This window comes from Arthrobacter sp. 05N428_2, assembly GCF_056397065.1.
The window spans coordinates 391,377-405,474 of the sequence record NZ_JBFTMR010000004.1; the positions used below are offsets into that span (position 1 = coordinate 391,377).

Sequence of the window (14,098 nt, forward strand, 5' to 3'; positions counted from 1 at the left end):
ACAGCACCATTAAACGACACCGCGGCTAAGACGCCGCGGGCAGCTCAGCCGCAGCCGGAGCCCGCCTGCTGCGGCCCGACGGCGACCGGCAGCTTGCCGGTGGCGGCGGCCTTTCCGGCCAGCACCGCCAGCAACGCGTCAAACGCCTCCTGGCTCCGGCCGTAGAGCGCGATCTTGGCGGGCGCCGCGGACTTTGCCAGCGGCCATGGCGCGTCGAGCGCGACCGCCACGTCCGCCGTCGCCGGGGATCCGCCATAACCGATCAGGGTCACGAGCGGCCCGGCGCCGATGCCGACTCCGGCCTCCTTCGCCGCGGAGGCGAAGCGCGCGCGGTCCTGCTCGGTTCCACCGCTCACCCTGACGCTGGCCGGAACTATCGGCCCGCGGCAGGGGCCCGCCAGCACGGTGATGGCTTCCTGGGAGACTTTTTGGGACAACGCCGCACCGCTGCCGGGCGGCCGGCCCTGCGGCGGGTGGCTACGGGCCCGCCAGAGCTGCATCGTGGCCACCCGCTGTGCCGCCTCCTCCAGCCGCGCGGCGGGCAGCGTGCCGCCGCGGACCGCGCTCACGATCGCCGCGTGCGCCGTTTCCACCGACGCGGGCATGAGCACGAGGTCCGCGCCGGCGGCAAGTGCCAGCGGCACGGCGGAGTCGTTTGGGAACTGCTGCTCGATCGCGCCCATGTTCATCGCATCGGTCACGGCGACCCCCTTGAAGCCCATCCGCCGCAACTCCGCATAGGCCGGCTTGGCGACGGAGGCCGGGACGCCGGGCTGCAGGGCGGGCACGGCAATGTGCCCCGTCATCACCATCGGCAGGCCAGCGTCGATGGCCGCCTGGAAGGGTTTCAGGTCCTTCGCCCGCAGCTCTTCCAGGCTGGCGTCCTGGACCGGCAGCCCCTCGTGCGAATTGACGGTCACGGAGCCGTGGCCGGGAAAGTGCTTGGCGGCCGGGAGGACGCCCGAGGCAAGCATGCCTTCGGAGTAAGCGGTGCCGACCCCCGCCGCGGTGTCCGCGTTGCCGGAGATGGAGCGCGAGCCGATGGTGGGGTCGGCGGGGCCCATCGTGACGTCCGCGGTGGGAGCAAAGTCGACGTTGAAGCCGAGAGCGGCCAGCTCCGCGGACATGGCTCGGCCGGCGGCGGCCGCCAGCGGCTCACTGCCGGCGGCACCGTAGCTCATCGGGGCCGGCCATTCGGTCAGCGGGGCGCGCAGCCGGGAAACCACCCCGCCCTCCTGGTCCACGCCGACCAGCCCGGGCCAGCTGCGGCCGTCGGCTTGGGCGGCACGCTGCAGGCGCTCGACCGCGGTGCGCATGGCGGCGGTGTCCACCTGCCCGTCCGGGGTGGCAGGGACGTTGTCGCCCATCACGATGGAACCCGCCAGGTGCAGGCGTTCAACCGTCCCGGCGTGGGCCTCGGCGTCGAGCCCGGTAAAGAACGGCAACAACACCTGGCCGGCCTTCTGCTCGAGGCTCATCCCGGCTACCGCCTTGGCGGCAGCATCGGAGTCGCGCTGGTCCGGACCCCAGCCCAGCGGCCTGCCGGCCCGGGCGTCGTCCGCTTGCGGTCCAGCCGCGGAGCTGCGTTCCGGGTCCGGGCCGGGCCCCGGAGCCCCCGGAGCCCCCGGGGCGGAGCAGCCCGCGATTCCCACCGCCAGCGCGGTCAGGACCGCCAGCGCTGCCGGCAACAGGCTTCTTCTGTGAAAACTCTCACGCATCAGCTGTAACTTGGCCACCAGCTCGATGCTACCCCTGCACTACACTTGGAAACGCCGCCGGCGTGCCACAGCAGGCCGGCCCGGCAGTCAAAATTGCTGGCCAGGAGTGGCGGCAGCTATAGCCGACACCAACGCAGCGAAGGGACCACATGAAGATTGATTTCGCTTCATCCAGGCAATCAACTCTTGGTGTGGAATGGGAACTCGCGCTCGTCGATGCCGAAACCGGCGAGCTGGCCTCGGTGGCCGGCGAGGTACTCCGCGGCGTGGCCCGTCGGCACCCCGAGCTAAACGAGGACGACGAACACCCGCACATCAAACAGGAGCTGTTGCTCAACACGGTGGAACTTGTCACCGGCATCTGCACCACGGTGGCGGAAGCCAAGGCGGACTTGAGCAGCTCCCTTGCCGCGCTGCGCGAGGTCACCGACCCGATGGGCGTCGAGGTCTTCTGCGCCGGCAGCCACCCCTTCAGCCCCCCGCAGCTGCAGCCCGTCACCGACAAGGCCCGTTACGCCAAGCTGATCGACCGCACCCAGTGGTGGGGCCGCCAGATGGTCATCTATGGGGTCCACGTCCATGTCGGCCTGGACAGCCGGGACAAGGTCCTCCCCGTCCTGGATGGCCTGGTCAACTACTTCCCGCACTTCCAGGCGCTGTCTGCTTCCAGCCCCTTCTGGGGCGGCGAGGACACCGGCTACGCCTCCCAGCGCGCGCTGATGTTCCAACAACTGCCGACGGCGGGCCTGCCCTTCCAGTTCTCCAGTTGGGAAGACTTCGAGTCGTACACCCAGGACATGTTCACCACCGGGGTGATCGATTCGCTCTCCGAAATCCGGTGGGACATCCGGCCCGTCCCGCATTTCGGCACCATCGAGATGCGCATCTGCGACGGGCTGGCCACGCTCGAGGAGGTCGGAGCCATCGCAGCCCTGACGCAGTGCCTCGTGGACGAGTTCTCCAGCACCCTGGACAACGGCGGCACCATCCCCACCATGCCGCCCTGGCACGTCCAGGAAAACAAGTGGCGTGCCGCCCGCTACGGCCTGGACGCCATCATCATCCTCGATGCCGAGGGCAACGAGCAGCTCGTCACGGATCACATCCGTGAGACGGTCGCGCGGCTGGAACCTGTTGCGGCGAAACTGGGCTGCAGCGCCGAGCTGGCCGACGTCCTGAAGATCGTCGAGCGCGGTGCCGGGTACCAGCGGCAGCGGCGCGTGGCGGCACAGCACGGCGGTGACCTGCGCGCCGTCGTCCTGGACCTGGTCGACCAGATGCGCCAGGGGCCCGAAGCCTAGTTCCTGCCCCTTCCGGCTATGCGGTTACGGAGGTGACCGGCATCGAGGAGTCCGGCGCGAAACCGATTCCGCTGGGCGAGATTCCGGCCATCACCAGCTGCGCACCGAGGGCAGCCACCATGGCACCGTTGTCCGTGCACAGCGCCAGCGGCGGCACGCTCAGCCGGATGCCCGCAGCGCTGCAGCGCTGCTCTGTCAGCTGGCGCAGCCGCGAGTTCGCAGCCACTCCCCCGCCCAGCATCAGCTCGGTGATGCCGTTTTCGCGGCAGGCGAGCACCGCTTTGGCGGTGATCACGTCCACCACGGCCTCCTGGAAGGCCGCCGCAATGTCCGCCACCGGCACCGGTTCGCCGCGGGCCTCGAACTGTTCCACGCACCGGGCGACGGCGGTCTTGAGCCCGCTGAAGGACCAGTCGTAACGGTGCGGGCCGGGTTCCTCGGCCGTACCCATGTACTTCGGCTGGGTGAGCCCGCGCGGGAAGCGGATCGCCTTCGCGTTGCCGGTGCGCGCGAGCTTGTCGATCGCCGGGCCGCCCGGGTAGCCGAGCCCCAGCAGCCGCGCCACCTTGTCGTACGCCTCGCCGGCGGCGTCGTCGATGGTCGAGCCGAGCAGCTCGACGTCGTCCGTGATGCTGCGGATCCGAAGGATTTCCGTGTGGCCGCCGGAGACCAGGAGCGCGCCCAGGTTCTCGGGCAAGGCGTTCGCCGGGGCAGCGTCTCCCGAGGGGATGTTCTCGGCGAAGGCGCCCGCGGCGCCTGAGTCCGGCTCGAGCAGGCCGACGCCGACGTGCGCCACCAGATGGTTGATCGCGTACAGCGGCTTGCCGGTAGCGACGGCGAGCGCCTTGGCCGCGCAAACCCCCACCATGAGCGCCCCGGCGAGGCCCGGGCCTGAGGTTACGGCGATGGCATCGACGTCGTCCAGTGCCACGTCCGCGGCAGCCAGGGCTTCGCGGAGGGTGGGAACAAAGGCGTCGAGGTGCGCGCGCGAGGCGATCTCGGGGATGACGCCGCCGAAGCGGACGTGCTCCTCCATGGACGAGGAGACGGTGTTGGCCAGCAACCGGGTGCCGCGGACAATGCCAACGCCGGTCTCGTCGCAGGAGGACTCGATCCCCAGCACCAGGGGCTGGAAGCTCTGCGGGTGATGGTTCATGCTTGGCCTGTTTCCCTCGGCAGTGGTGGATGCTGTGTGGTCGCGGGATGTTTGTCCGCCGGGTGGTTCTCCGTCGGCTTGTCGGCCGCTGCTGCTGCGCCGTCCGCCGCGTGGAGCTGGAGCCGCATGATCAGCGCGTCGACACCGTCGCGGTAATAGCGGCGGCGGACATGGATCTGCTCGAAGCCGAAGCGGCGGTAGAGCTGCTGGGCGCGGGGGTTGTCGGCCCGCACCTCCAACAGCACGTCGGCGGCACCGCGTCGCCGGCTCTCCCGGATGAGCTCGGTAAGCAGGGCCGAACCGATCCCGCGGCCCTCCTGCGCAGGCACGACGGCGATGGTTTGGACGTCCGCGATGGGTTCGATGCACATCAGCCCGGCGTACCCGACTATGGCACCGGACGCCTCCGCGACGAGGTAGTGCCGCGTCCCGGCCTGCGCCAGTTCGTCGACAAACATCTGCAGCGGCCAGGCGTCCACGGGGAACAGCCTGCACTCCAGCGCGTGCACGGCAGGGATGTCCGCCGCAACCATAGGCCTCAGCACCACCCCCGACGGGGACGGTTCAGGGGGTGTTACCTGTGGTGTTTCCGGAGCGGTCACAAGGCGCGCTTCCGCGGGCCGGGGACTTGGGCGTCGGATTCGCGCAGGTACAGCGGGGTGGTGTCCAGGAGTTGCTCTCCCGCGGTAAGGCGAGCGAGCGCGAACTGGCCCAGCGAGAGCGCTTCCGGCTGGCGGGCCGCGAATTCGGGCACCGCCTGCAGGACCTCCGGGTACAGGCCGGCGCCTGCGCCGTAGACGGGAAGGTCCGGCAGCCCGGCGGCGAATCCCACGTGCGGCCCGTCCAGCAGCTGAGGCAGCTGGCCGCCGGCCAGGGCGTAGCGGGCCCAGTAGACCTCCTTGCGCCGCGCGTCGGTGGCCACGACGAACTCGGCCGCAGCCTCCGTGGACTCGGCCACTTCCAGGGCAATCGCGTCCAGGCTCATCAGCCCGTAGAGGGGCTTTTGCCAGACAAAGGCCAGGCTGCGGGCGGTGACGATGCCGGAGCGGAGGCCGGTGAAGGGGCCCGGTCCCACTCCGACGACAATGACGTCGACGTCGGCGCCGCTGAGGCCCGCGCCGGTGAGTAGCTTTGCGATGCCAGGGGCCAGCACTTCGGCGTGGCTGCGGGTGTCCTCGGTGGCGAAGCTGCCGACGACGGATTCGAGCGAGTCATCGGAAACGAGCGCTGCGCTGGCGACCGCCGAGGTGTCGATGGCAAGGATCAGCACGGTCAGTCCTTTCCTGGTGTCGCGGGCAGGTTGGGGATACCCACAAGAGCAGTCGGGGGCTCGGCCCAGCGCGGACCGAAGCCGCGGAACACCACGGTCCTGGGCTCATCGACGTCGTCGGTGTCGAAATCCAGGCTGGCGCCCTCGGGCTCGGGCTGGGTGCCGGGCAGCGGCTGGGCGCCGCCCAGCCGGCGGTGCAGCTCGATTTCGAGCCGGCTTTCGCTGAGGTGCTCCACGCGGCCGCGGCCCCACTCCACCACGGTCACCGCAGTATCCATGGTGTTTTCCAGGTCGATGTCATCGATCTCGGAGGTGGACCCCAGCCGGTAGGCGTCGACGTGGACCAGATCCGGACCGCCCGGACGGGGTCCGTCCGGCAGGTTGGGGTGAATCCGGACCAGCACGAAGGTGGGCGAGATGATGCCGGCGCGGACGCCGAGGCCTTCGCCAAGCCCCTGGGTGAAGGTGGTTTTGCCGGCGCCCAATTCGCCGCTGAGCACCAGCAGGTCGCCCGCCTGAAGGCCGGCCCCAAGGTCGGCCGCGAGGGCGTGCGTTTGCTCCGCGGTCCCGACGTCGAGGGTCCGCTGCCAGGCCGGTTCGCTCACTGCCCGGCCACGCCGTCGGATGACGACTCTTCGTTGATATAGCGGCGCGGTACCCGCGGGCTGATGCGGGTGACAATTTCGTAGTTGTTGGTGCCGGCCGCCGTCGCCCAGTCCTCGGCGGTGGGGCCGCCGTCGGCGCCGTCGCCGAACAGCACGGCTTCGGCGCCCAGCAGGCTGCGGCCGCCGGCGGAGACCTGGAGCGGGCCGAGGTCGATCACCATCTGGTCCATGGCAATGCGGCCCACCACGGGGTAATTCACCCCGCCCACCCGGACGGGACCGCCGGTGGCGATCCGCGGCACGCCGTCGGCGTAGCCCAGCGGGACGAGCCCCAGGGTGCTGGGCCCTTGTGTGCGGTAGTGCAGCCCGTAGGAGACGCCCTGGCCGGCGGGCACGTCCTTGCAGTGCGCGATGACGGCGCGCACGCTCATGGCCGGGCGCAGCCCAACTTCCGCGGAACTCTGTCCTTCGAACGGTGAGAGCCCGTAGATGCCCAGGCCCACCCGGACCAGGTCGAAGTGCGTGTCCGGGCGGGAGAGCGTGGCGGGGGTATTGGCGAGGTGGCGGACTTCGGGATCGACGCCGGCGTCCTGGGCTATCGCCAGGACCTCGCGGAAGGCTTCCAGTTGCTGGTCCGTTTCGGGGCGGTCGGGTTCGTCGGCGACGGCAAGGTGGGAGAAAATCCCCACCACGCGCAACAACCCCTGATCCTGGTATTCCATGGCCTCGCCGAGCAGCGTGTCCCAGGAATCCAGGGTGACCCCGTTGCGGCCCAGCCCGGTGTCGACCTTCAGATGGATCCGGGCCGGGCGTTCCTGCTCACGCGCGGCGGCGACGATCCGGCCGAGCTCCCAGCCGGAGCAGCCAATGTCGATTCCGGCAGCGACGGCGGCCGCGAAGTTGCTCTCCGGCGTGTGCAGCCAGGCCAGCACGGGCGCTTCGATCCCGGCAGCGCGCAGGGCCAGTGCTTCGGAGATGTGGGCCACGCCCAGCCAGCTGGCTCCGGCGCTGAGCGCCGCGCGGGCAACAGGGATGGCGCCGTGGCCGTAGGCGTCTGCCTTGACAACGGCCATCACCCTGGCCGGCGACGCCACCGCGGCCAAGTGCCGGACGTTGTGCCGGATGGCGTCAAGGTCGATGACGGCCGAGCGCTCCTCGACATGGACCGGACCTGCTTCCACCGAGGGCCTGAAATCACCTGTAGCTGCTGGGTACATCACTTTACGATTCTACGGGTGACGGCAGACGCTGCTGAATTCCGCCCGCGCCCGCGCCTTTGGGACATGCCCATTCTTCGCGGCCACGAGTGGGCMTAWRGGGACTATGTCCACTCCCCAGCCCCGGCTCAGAGCATGCCCATCCGTAACACCCCTGGCCCAAGGCAACCCCGCCGGAGATGCCCATTCTTCGCGGCCACGAGTGGGCCTATAGGGACTATGTCCACTCCCGAGCGCGGACGGAGGGCATGTCCCCCGGCGGCGGCGGTGCCGGGCCGACGGCGGCCACCCTACGCGTCGGAGAGGTGCGCGATGGTCGCCGTCGCGCGCCGTTGCGCCGACGGGGGTACGTCGCACAGGATCTCTTCGAGGAAGTGGTAGCGGCGCAGCCATTGACTGCCTTGGCGTTCCTTTCGGGCGTTGGCCCGCTGCCACCAGTCAGCCAGGTCTCCCCAGCCGGGCGCGGCGAGGGAGCCGCCGACCTGTTGCACTGCCAGGGCGGCGCAGAGATTGGCGAAACGGAGCCGGTCCCCCAGCGGCCAGCCAGCCAGGCAGCCGACAATGAAGGCTGCCCCGAAGCAGTCTCCGGCGCCGGTGGCATCGAGAGCGGCGACCGGCAGCGACGGGACCCACTCCTCTTCGCCGGTCTGGGAATCCACCGCCATCGACCCCTGCGGTCCCAAGGTCACCACGGCCACCGGAACCTTGTCCGCGAGCGCATAGAGCGCAGCCCAGGGGTTGTCCTTGCCGGTGAAGGCCATCGCTTCTTGCTGGTTGGGCATGAAGGCATGGAAATACTGCAGGCTGTCCAGCCGCGTCGGCGCCCACGTGCCGGTCGGGTCCCAGCCGACGTCGCCAAAAAGCGGGACGCCTGCCCGGTGCGCGTCGATGGCCCAGGGTTCCAGCTCTTCGTGGAGTTCGGCGACGGCTGCGAGCGTGGGTGGCGGGGATCCAATCAGTTCCGTCGAGGTGGCCGGTGCCGGGTGCCCGTGGGTCACCATGGAACGGTCCGTTTCGACGCTCAGCGACACGGTGACCGGTGAGTGCCAGCCCGGGAAGCGCCGGGAAAGCGAGAGGTCCACGTGCTCCTGCCGCTCCAGGATCTTCCAGTTGTAGTCGCCGTAGCCGTCATCGCCGAACGCTGCAGCCAGCCCGGTCCGCAGCCCCAGCCGGGCTGCGGCGATGGCCTGGTTCGCCACCCCGCCAGGGCAACTGCCCATCCCCTCGCTCCAGACTTCCGTCCCGGGCCGCGGCGCGTGCGGCAACCCGGTGAAAATGATGTCCTGGAACACGGTCCCGGTCAGGAGCAAGTCGAAACCCTCCGCCGATGCGGGCCGGACGGCGGCGAGCGGGTCGAAACGCTGGGCTGGGGTGGCGTCCATACCGGCACCCTACGCCGTCGCTCAGGCCCCGGAAAGGCTGGGGGCGGCACCGGCGCCGTCGCGTGGGCCCCGCATAGACTGCTGGCATGCGGCTCATGATCGCCGGCGGCGGCGGATTCCGGGTGCCTCTGATCTACCGGGCACTTTTGGCCGGCACCTTCGCGGGGCTGGTCAGCGACCTGGTGCTTTACGACGTCGACGCCGGCCGGCTCGCCGCCGTCGACGCCGTACTGAAAGCCATGCCACGGACTTCGCCGCAGCCCGGGCACTCACCGCCCGGCCCCCGGGTCCGTACCACCACGTCGCTCCCCGACGCCTTGGCCGGAGCGGACCTCGTGTTCGCCGCCATCCGTCCGGGCGGCACGGCCGGGCGGATGGCCGACGAGCACGTGGCGCAGGAGTTGGGGCTGCTGGGCCAGGAAACCACCGGCGCCGGCGGCATCTCCTACGCGCTGCGCACCGTCCCGCCGATGCTGGAGCTCGCGCACGCCATGCGGCGCCTGTGCCCCGCCGCCTGGCTGGTCAACTTCACGAATCCGGCCGGCATGGTGACCGAGGCGCTGGTCCCGGTGCTCGGCCCCAAGGTGGTGGGTATTTGCGATTCCGCCGGGGGGCTGGTGCAGCGCGCCGCCCGGGCCGCCGGCGTCGTGCTCCCGGAAGGCCGACTCGACGGCGTGGGCTACTACGGGCTCAACCATCTCGGCTGGCTGTACCGGCTGGAGGTCGGCGGCAGGGACGTCCTGCCCGGCCTGCTCGCCGACGCCGGAGCGCTGGCCGGCTTCGAGGAGGGCCGCTTGTTTCCCCAGCCGTTCCTGGCCAGCCTCGGCTGTCTGCCGAACGAATATCTGTACTACTACTACGAGACTGCCCGTGCCCTGGCCGCCATGCGCGCCGCTCCGCAGACCCGCGGCGAGACGATCCACCGGCAGCAGTCCGAGCTTTATCCGAGGCTAGCGGCGGCCGGCCCGGATGCCTACCGGCTGTGGGATGCCGGCCGCCGGTCCCGCGAGGAGGGCTATCTTGCCGAAGCCCGGGCCAGCGGGGAGCGCCGGGACGAGGAGGATCTGGCCGGCGGCGGCTATGAGCGCGTCGCCCTGGCGGTGATGCGCGCACTGGCCGGCGGCGGGGAGGCTGAGCTGGTCCTGAATACTCCCAACGGCGTGCGCGGCCCGTTCGGCCGCGGCGGGGCTGCGGCCCCCGCGATCCCGGGCCTGCCGCTGGACGCCGTCGTCGAGGTCCCCTGCCGGGTAAACGCCGACGGCGTGGCCCCGCTACCACAGGACCGGCCGGCTGAAGGGCAGCTGGCGCTGATGCGCCGGGTCAAGGGAGTGGAACGGCTCGTAGTCCGGGCCGCCGGGGCACCCGGCGCCGACCCAACCAGCGCCGGCGCCGCGAGCGCCGGCCCAAGGAGTACCGGGACCCACCGGGAGGCCGCCCTGGCCGCCTTCGCCCGGCACCCCATGGTCGGGTCGGACGCCCTTGCGGCCCGGCTGCTGGCCGGTTACGAGGCGGCGTTTCCCAATCTGGCGGCGCTCTGGGCTGCGGACACCTAGAGCTTGCGGTACATCACGTGCAGGCCCACGTAGCCCAGGCTCGGGTGCTCGAAGGCTTCCGGGATGGTCGCGAGGATCTCGAACCCCATGGCCTGCCACGCGGCGACGGCCCGGACGTTGCTTTCCACCACGGCGTTGAACTGCATGGCGCGGAAACCGGCGGCGCGGGCCGCGTCCAGCGAATAGGCGCACAACGCGCGGGCCAGGCCCCGGCCGCTGTGCCCGGCGCGGACCATGTAGCCGGCGTTGGCGACGTGGCTGCCGGCGCCGCCCTGGTTGGCGTGCAACTCGCCGGTGCCCAGCACGACGCCGTCGAACTCGCCGGTGCCCACCGCGACGAAGGTGCGGCCCGGGGCCGGCTGGAACCATTTGGCGCGGGCCTGGTCCTCGGTGGTGTCCCGGTCCCAGGTGAAGGTCTCTCCCGTCCTGATGACCGGCTCCAGGATCTCCCAAATGGCAGGCCAGTCGCGGCCGGTGGCCTCGCGGATTTCCCACGCTGCCACGGCCTGCGGGGGTTCGGGGGTTGCGCTCACAGCGGCCACGTTAGCAGCAGGCGGACAGCTGCGAGCCGGTCCGCGGTTCAGGAGTAGTGTTTTATCGAATCCACGTCGCACCGAGGAAAGGAAGCAGGATGCCACTGGCCCGCCGCGTCGCCTTCCTCTCCCTGCACACCTCGCCGATGGAGCAGCCCGGCTCCGGGGACGCCGGGGGCATGAACGTGTACATCCGCGCCCTGGCCGCGGCCCTGGCGGAGACCGGCGTCGAGGTGGAGATCTTCACCCGCTCCACCGCCGCCGACCAGGCCGCCGTCGAACACCCGTCCCCGGGAGTGTGCGTCCACAACGTGCTCGCCGGCCCGCCGCGGAAGCTGCCCAAGGAGGAACTCCCGGCACTGCTGCACAGCATGGTGGCCGAAATCGACCGGATCAAGGATCTGCAGCCGCATGGCCGTTACGACGTGATCCATTCGCACTACTGGGTGTCGGGCGTCGCCGGGCTGGAGCTTTCCGAGCTGTGGGGGGTGCCGTTGGTGCACACCATGCACACCATGGCCAAGGTTAAGAACCTGCTGCTGGAGTCCGGCGAGCAGCCCGAGCCGCGCCGGCGCGAGGAGGGCGAACACCGGATTGTCGACGGCGCCACGCGGCTGATCGCCAACACCGGGACCGAGGCCGCCGAACTGGTCTCGCACTACGACGCCGACCCGGACCGCATCGACGTGGCGCCTCCGGGCGTGGACCTGGCCGTCTTCACGCCCGCGTTCCGGAGCCGGGCCCGGAGCGAACACGGCGTGACGCCTGGCCGTTTCCACCTGCTGTTCGCCGGGCGAATCCAACGGCTCAAGGGCCCGCAGATCCTGATCAAGGCTGCGGCGCTGCTGCGCGCACGCCGCCCGGACATCGATCTGCAGCTGACCATCCTGGGAGCGGTGAGCGGGGCGAAGGATTTTGACCTGAAGGCCCTGATTACCGCCGCCGGGATGGACGACGTCGTCACGCACCATCCGCCGGTCAGCGCGCCCAAGCTGGCGGGCTGGTACCGGTCGGCCGACGTCGTGGTCATGCCGTCCTATAGCGAGTCTTTCGGCCTCGTTGCCCTCGAGGCCCAGGCCTGCGGCACGCCGGTGGTCGCCACGAAGGTGGGCGGGCTGTCGCGGGCGATCTTCGACGGCCGGACCGGCCTGCTGGTGGAGGGGCACAAGGCGGCGGACTGGGCCGATGCCCTCGAGGCCCTGCACGATGACCCGGCCACCCGGGAAGACATGGGCCGTGCGGCGTCGGTGCACGCCCAGGACTTCGGCTGGCAACGCACCGCCGCGATTACGCTGGAGAGCTACCAGTCCGCCCTGGTCCAGTACTTTGGAACACAGAGCATCCCGGCGGGCCACACGCCCTGACCGGGGACCGGCCGGACGCGCCGGCCGGAACGAGACGAAGTAACGAGCTGAAGGACAAGGATGTCTGAGAACACCACGGAAACCGCAGCAGCAGTCGACGCCTTCGCCGCCCCGCCGGTAGCGCCGCTAGCGCCGGTCGAAAAGCAGGTCCTCAGCGATCTCGACATCGCCCGCCGGGCGACGATGCGGCCGATCGAGGAAGTGGCGGCCGCGGCCGGGATCAACCCCGAAGCACTGGAATTCTACGGCCGCTACAAGGCGAAGATCGATCCGGCCAAGCTGACCCGTACCGGCACGCACACGCCCGGCAAGGTAGTCCTGGTTTCGGCGATGTCCCCCACGCCGGCCGGTGAGGGGAAGTCGACCACCACGGTGGGCCTGGCCGACTCCCTGGCCCGCGCCGGGCACCGGGTGATGATCGCGCTGCGCGAGCCGTCGCTGGGACCGATCCTGGGCATGAAGGGCGGCGCGACGGGCGGCGGCTACTCCCAGGTCCTGCCGATGGATGAAATCAACCTGCATTTCACCGGCGACTTCCACGCCATCACCTCCGCCAACAATGCCCTGATGGCGCTCGTGGACAACCATATTTACCAAGGCAACGCGCTGAACATCGACCCGCGCCGGATGACGTTCAAGCGCGTGCTGGACATGAACGACCGGTCGCTGCGCGAAGTGGTGATCGGCCTCGGCGGTCCGACCCAGGGCGTGCCGCGGCAGGACGGCTTCGACATCACGGTCGCCTCGGAGATCATGGCGGTGTTCTGCCTCGCCACCGACCTGAACGACCTGCGCGCCCGGCTGGGCCGGATCACGTTCGGCTACACCTACGACCGTGAGCCCGTCACCGTCGCTGACCTCGGCGTCCAGGGCGCCCTGACCATGCTGCTCAGGGACGCGCTCAAGCCCAACCTGGTGCAGACCATCGCGGGCACCCCGGCCCTGGTGCACGGCGGCCCGTTCGCGAACATCGCGCACGGCTGCAACTCTCTGATCGCAACCCAGACCGCCCGCAGCCTGGCCGACGTCGTCGTCACCGAGGCGGGGTTCGGCGCCGACCTGGGCGCCGAAAAGTACATGGACATCAAGTCGAGGATCGCCGACGTCGCGCCGTCCGCCGTCGTCGTGGTGGCAACCATCCGTGCGCTGAAAATGCACGGGGGCGTCGCGAAGGACCAGCTCACGGAACCCAATGTCGAGGCGCTGGCCGCGGGGACCGCCAACCTGCAGCGGCACGTACGCAACGTGGAGAAGTTCGGCATCACCCCGGTGGTGGCGATTAACAGGTTCGGCACGGACAGCCAGGAGGAGCTCGACTGGCTGCTGGACTGGTGCGCCGCGGAGGGCGTGCAGGCGGCCGTGGCCGACGTCTGGGGCCGCGGCGGAGGCGGCGACGGCGGGGACGAACTCGCCGCGAAGGTCGCCGCGGCCATCGCGGCCCCGCACGACTTCCGGCACCTGTACCCGCTGGAGATGTCCATCGAGGACAAGATCCGCACCATCGTGCAGGAGATCTACGGGGCCGACGGCGTGGACTTCTCCGTGCCGGCGCTTAGGCGGCTCGCGGAGATCGAGAAGAACGGCTGGTCCGGCATGCCGGTTTGCATGGCGAAGACGCAGTACTCCTTCAGCGACGACGCCGCGAAGCTGGGCGCACCGAAAGGCTTCACCGTGCACGTGCGGGACCTCATTCCCAAGACTGGGGCGGGCTTCATCGTGGCGCTGACGGGCGCGGTGATGACGATGCCGGGGCTGCCCAAGGTCCCGGCTGCGATGCGGATGGACGTCGACGCCGATGGCAACCCCGTCGGCCTCTTCTAGACCCCCCTCACGTCCGGCGCCCTCGCAGAGGGACTGTGGAATTAACGGTGTATCCGGCTCGACACGCCAGGCGGTCTGCTTGGCAGGAATGAGCTGGATATGCCGGTGACACTGGATGCCGTGAAGACTGCGGACACCACTGCGAAACCGAAGGAAGATTCGGAGGCTGAGGCCGCCC

At 70.2% G+C, this 14,098-nt stretch carries 12 protein-coding genes; 4 read left to right on the forward strand and 8 right to left on the reverse strand.

Features of this window, described 5'->3' with window-relative positions; all coding sequences use genetic code 11:
- Nucleotides 1-44: 44 nt before the first annotated feature.
- Complete coding sequence (locus tag AC1DGI_RS06625; protein WP_476898191.1) at nucleotides 45-1,688, reverse strand: glycoside hydrolase family 3 protein; 1,644 nt, start codon at nucleotides 1,686-1,688, stop codon at nucleotides 45-47.
- Between the two features lie 179 nt (nucleotides 1,689-1,867).
- Between AC1DGI_RS06625 and AC1DGI_RS06630 the strand changes: the two genes are divergently transcribed.
- Nucleotides 1,868-3,019, forward strand: a complete 1,152-nt coding sequence (locus tag AC1DGI_RS06630) for a glutamate--cysteine ligase (RefSeq protein ID WP_476898192.1) — start codon at nucleotides 1,868-1,870, stop codon at nucleotides 3,017-3,019.
- 16 nt (nucleotides 3,020-3,035) lie between these two features.
- Here AC1DGI_RS06630 and tsaD read toward each other — a convergent pair whose 3' ends face one another.
- The 6 genes from tsaD to AC1DGI_RS06660 form a co-directional block, all read right to left on the reverse strand.
- Nucleotides 3,036-4,175, reverse strand: coding sequence for a tRNA (adenosine(37)-N6)-threonylcarbamoyltransferase complex transferase subunit TsaD (gene tsaD / locus AC1DGI_RS06635; protein WP_476898193.1), 1,140 nt, complete (start codon nucleotides 4,173-4,175; stop codon nucleotides 3,036-3,038).
- Nucleotides 4,172-4,708, reverse strand: a complete 537-nt coding sequence (gene rimI, locus AC1DGI_RS06640; RefSeq protein WP_441402651.1) for a ribosomal protein S18-alanine N-acetyltransferase — start codon at nucleotides 4,706-4,708, stop codon at nucleotides 4,172-4,174. The genes tsaD and rimI overlap by 4 nt, the downstream gene beginning before the upstream one ends.
- 65 nt (nucleotides 4,709-4,773) lie before the next feature.
- On the reverse strand, nucleotides 4,774-5,445 hold the full coding sequence (gene tsaB / locus AC1DGI_RS06645) for a tRNA (adenosine(37)-N6)-threonylcarbamoyltransferase complex dimerization subunit type 1 TsaB (protein WP_476898194.1): 672 nt from the start codon (nucleotides 5,443-5,445) through the stop codon (nucleotides 4,774-4,776).
- A gap of 2 nt (nucleotides 5,446-5,447) precedes the next feature.
- Nucleotides 5,448-6,050: a tRNA (adenosine(37)-N6)-threonylcarbamoyltransferase complex ATPase subunit type 1 TsaE gene (tsaE, locus tag AC1DGI_RS06650; protein ID WP_476898195.1), complete on the reverse strand. Its 603-nt coding sequence runs from the start codon at nucleotides 6,048-6,050 to the stop codon at nucleotides 5,448-5,450.
- Nucleotides 6,047-7,270 (reverse strand): alanine racemase, encoded by a 1,224-nt coding sequence (alr, locus tag AC1DGI_RS06655; RefSeq protein WP_476898196.1) that lies wholly within the window; start codon nucleotides 7,268-7,270, stop codon nucleotides 6,047-6,049. The genes tsaE and alr overlap by 4 nt, the downstream gene beginning before the upstream one ends.
- A 287-nt stretch (nucleotides 7,271-7,557) precedes the next feature.
- Entirely contained in the window at nucleotides 7,558-8,649 is a 1,092-nt protein-coding gene (locus AC1DGI_RS06660) for a carbohydrate kinase family protein (protein WP_476898197.1), read from the reverse strand.
- An 86-nt stretch (nucleotides 8,650-8,735) separates the two neighbouring features.
- Here AC1DGI_RS06660 and AC1DGI_RS06665 point away from each other — a divergent pair, with 86 nt between their 5' ends.
- Nucleotides 8,736-10,202 (forward strand): family 4 glycosyl hydrolase, encoded by a 1,467-nt coding sequence (locus tag AC1DGI_RS06665; protein WP_476898198.1) that lies wholly within the window; start codon nucleotides 8,736-8,738, stop codon nucleotides 10,200-10,202.
- Here the strand turns inward: AC1DGI_RS06665 and AC1DGI_RS06670 are convergent.
- Nucleotides 10,199-10,735 (reverse strand): N-acetyltransferase family protein, encoded by a 537-nt coding sequence (locus tag AC1DGI_RS06670; protein ID WP_476898199.1) that lies wholly within the window; start codon nucleotides 10,733-10,735, stop codon nucleotides 10,199-10,201. The two genes, AC1DGI_RS06665 and AC1DGI_RS06670, sit on opposite strands and share 4 nt — an antisense overlap.
- Nucleotides 10,736-10,833: 98 nt before the next feature.
- On the opposite strand from AC1DGI_RS06670, the gene mshA reads away from it, so the two are divergent.
- Together mshA and AC1DGI_RS06680 are read left to right on the forward strand one after the other, a co-directional pair.
- Nucleotides 10,834-12,099, forward strand: coding sequence for a D-inositol-3-phosphate glycosyltransferase (mshA, locus tag AC1DGI_RS06675; RefSeq protein WP_476898200.1), 1,266 nt, complete (start codon nucleotides 10,834-10,836; stop codon nucleotides 12,097-12,099).
- Between the two features lie 60 nt (nucleotides 12,100-12,159).
- Nucleotides 12,160-13,920, forward strand: a complete 1,761-nt coding sequence (locus AC1DGI_RS06680) for a formate--tetrahydrofolate ligase (RefSeq protein WP_476898201.1) — start codon at nucleotides 12,160-12,162, stop codon at nucleotides 13,918-13,920.
- Nucleotides 13,921-14,098: the final 178 nt, after the last annotated feature.

Coding starts and splice junctions, on each gene's coding strand:
- AC1DGI_RS06630 (WP_476898192.1), top strand. CDS start 1,868: ATGAAGATTGATTTCGCTTCATCCAGGCAATCAACTCTTGGTGTGGAA.
- tsaD (WP_476898193.1), bottom strand. CDS start 4,175: ATGAACCATCACCCGCAGAGCTTCCAGCCCCTGGTGCTGGGGATCGAG.
- rimI (WP_441402651.1), bottom strand. CDS start 4,708: ATGGTTGCGGCGGACATCCCTGCCGTGCACGCGCTGGAGTGCAGGCTG.
- AC1DGI_RS06660 (WP_476898197.1), bottom strand. CDS start 8,649: ATGGACGCCACCCCAGCCCAGCGTTTCGACCCGCTCGCCGCCGTCCGG.
- AC1DGI_RS06665 (WP_476898198.1), top strand. CDS start 8,736: ATGCGGCTCATGATCGCCGGCGGCGGCGGATTCCGGGTGCCTCTGATC.
- mshA (WP_476898200.1), top strand. CDS start 10,834: ATGCCACTGGCCCGCCGCGTCGCCTTCCTCTCCCTGCACACCTCGCCG.
- AC1DGI_RS06680 (WP_476898201.1), top strand. CDS start 12,160: ATGTCTGAGAACACCACGGAAACCGCAGCAGCAGTCGACGCCTTCGCC.